This is a genomic window from Protofrankia sp. Cr1, from assembly GCF_963555865.1.
GTDB lineage: Bacteria > Actinomycetota > Actinomycetes > Frankiales > Frankiaceae > Protofrankia.
Genome location: NZ_CAUVXO010000256.1, coordinates 3761 through 6176, shown reverse-complemented (window position 1 = coordinate 6176; position 2416 = coordinate 3761). Strand labels below are relative to the sequence as shown.

Genomic DNA, 2416 nt, shown 5'->3' with positions numbered 1-2416 from the left:
TCCGACCCGGACCGCGCTCGCGGTCCACGCGCCCGCGCCGCGCGCCCTGCCGATCCGGCGGATGTCCTCCGAGGCCCAGATCGCGATCTCGTTGCCGGCCTACGAGCGGGCTTTCGACGCCAAGGTCCGGCTCCGCGCCGGCCGGTGCGGCACGTGCGGGACATTGTCCCTGCCACCCCGGTCACGGTGCCTGGAATGCGGCATGGAGGGTTCCCCTGAGCTGGTGGCGCTGCCACGGGAGGCAACCGTCTACTCGGCGGTGACGATCAACGTTCCGGTCCCCGGGCTGGCCACCCCCTACAGCCTGGCTCTGGTCGAGCTGGGCGATAGCGGCGTCCGGTTGCTGACCCACGTCACCGACGCCGAACCTGGAGCGGTCGCGATCGGTGACCGCGGCCGCGTGCTGCTCCGTCGCGTCGCGATCCGAAGCGGAGTGCCGGACTACGGGTACGCGTTCGCCCCGTCCAAGCCCACACCCGAACCCGAACCCGAACCAGAGCCGGCGGCCGCGGAGGCATCTGCGCCCTTGCCGGTGCCCGCAACACTCAAGCCCACATCGAGCGCCGGTCCGGTCTCCAGGGAGGTCGAGGGATGAGAAAGGTAGCGATCGTCGGGGCGGGGATGACTCCGTTCGGGGAGCACTTCGACCTGGGTATCAAAGATCTCCTCCCGCTCGCGGTGACGGAGGCGCTGGCGAGCGTCGACCGTGGGCTCGACCGGACGGCGATCGACGCCGCGTGGTTCGGCGAACTGTCGACCACCGACGGCTTCCCCTCCGGGGTACTGGCCGATTCCTGCGGCCTGCTCGACATCCCTGTGACCCGGATCGAGAACGCCTGCGCGACCGGCAACGACGCGCTGCGCAACGCGTTCTTCGCCGTCGCCAGCGGGCATGTCGACGTCGCGCTCGTCGTCGGCGGCGACAAGGTGCGCGAAACCTCGGCCCGCGCCACCTTCTGGGACTGGATGGCGATGACCCGCGACATGGCCTGGGACTACCCGCTCGGCCTGGTCGCGCCGGCCAACTTCGCCCTGCACGCGGCCCGTTACCTGTACGAATCCCCGGCGACCCGGGAACACATGGCCATGGTCGCGGTGAAGAACCACCACAACGCCGTGACCAACCCGAAGGCACATCTGCGCTTCGAGATCACGATGGAGCAGGTCCTGGCCGCGCCGATGGTCGTCGCCCCGTTCGGGCTGTACGACTGCACCCCTCAGAGCGACGGTGCGGCCGCCCTGGTCATCGCCGGCGAGGACGTCGCCGACCGCTACACCGCGCACCCGGTCTGGGTGCGCGGTGTCGGGCTCGGCCTAGACAGGATCATGCACCAGCACAAACGGGACATGACGACCTTCCCGGCAACGGTGAAGGCGGCGAAGCAGGCCTTCACGATGGCCGGCCTCTCCCCCGCCGACGTCGACGTCGCCGAGGTCCACGACTGCTTCTCCGCGGTCGAACTGATCAGCTATGAGGACCTCGGGTTCTGCGACCGGTTCGGCGCGGCCGAGCTGGTCTCCTCCGGCGCGACGACGCTGCAGGGCCGCATCCCGGTCAACCCGAGCGGAGGCCTCAAGGCCAAGGGCCACCCACCGGGCGCCACCGGCGTCGCCCAGTGCGTGGAGCTGGTCGAACAGCTTCGCGGCGAGGCGGCGAACCAGATCGACCGGGCAAGGGTGGCACTCGCGCACAACATCGGTGGGCCGACGGCGGTGTCAGCCGTCACGCTGCTGTCCACCGACCGTGGCTGACCAAGGGGCCACCGACAGTGGCTGACGCCGGGACCGCCGCGCTGCGGGACCTCATCCGCGCCGGCTCCCGGATCGCGATCGCCGACGGCGTCGGCGCCCCCCGCGCCGTATCCGCCGAGCTGAGCGCGCTCGCCCGCGGGTACGGCGACGTATCGCTGCTGCTGGGCTGGGTGCCGGCCGCCGACCCCGGGCTTGATCTCACCGCGTTCGCCGAGGTCCGGGCGCTGATGGGTGGCTGGGGGTTGCGCCGCGCGATCGACACCGGCCATGTGCGCTACCTGCCCGTCGCCTTGGGCGCGACTCCGGCATTGGTCCGCGGCCCGCTGCGCCCCGATGTGCTCGTCGCCGCGCTCGTCGAGGTACCAGGCGGTTTCGCGTTCGGTAGCGAGGTGTCCTGGATGCGGGCCGCCGTCGGCGCCGGCACCGTCGTCGCGGCCGTCGTCAACGACGCGCTACCACGGGCCGACGCGGGCCCACCGCTACCGGCTGACCAGGTGGTCGTCGTCGCCCGCGCCAACCAGCCGCCGCTGGAGATCCCGCCCGCGCGGATCGGTCCGGAACACGCGGCGATCGCGCGGCATGTCGTGACGTTGATTCCCAGCGGTGCACGGGTGCAGGTCGGACCCGGGCCGCTCGGCGCCGCCACCCTGGACGCGCTGCGGGT

Annotated in this window: 2 protein-coding genes and 1 pseudogene; all 3 read left to right on the top strand. The window is 71.7% G+C overall.

The features are described 5' to 3' along the window. Positions 1-595, top strand: a 595-nt coding sequence (locus U9980_RS18160; protein WP_322769011.1) for a Zn-ribbon domain-containing OB-fold protein, incomplete at its 5' end; no start/stop codon positions are given. Then, positions 592-1752 (top strand): thiolase C-terminal domain-containing protein, encoded by a 1161-nt coding sequence (locus U9980_RS18155; RefSeq protein ID WP_322755239.1) that lies wholly within the window; start codon positions 592-594, stop codon positions 1750-1752. The genes U9980_RS18160 and U9980_RS18155, both read left to right, overlap by 4 nt. 17 nt (positions 1753-1769) lie before the next feature. After that, positions 1770-2416 (top strand): annotated as a pseudogene (locus U9980_RS18150) (acetyl-CoA hydrolase); the annotation flags it as partial.

Excerpts from the sequence above, each read along its gene's own strand:
- U9980_RS18155 (WP_322755239.1), top strand. The coding sequence starts at position 592 with ATGAGAAAGGTAGCGATCGTCGGGGCGGGGATGACTCCGTTCGGGGAG.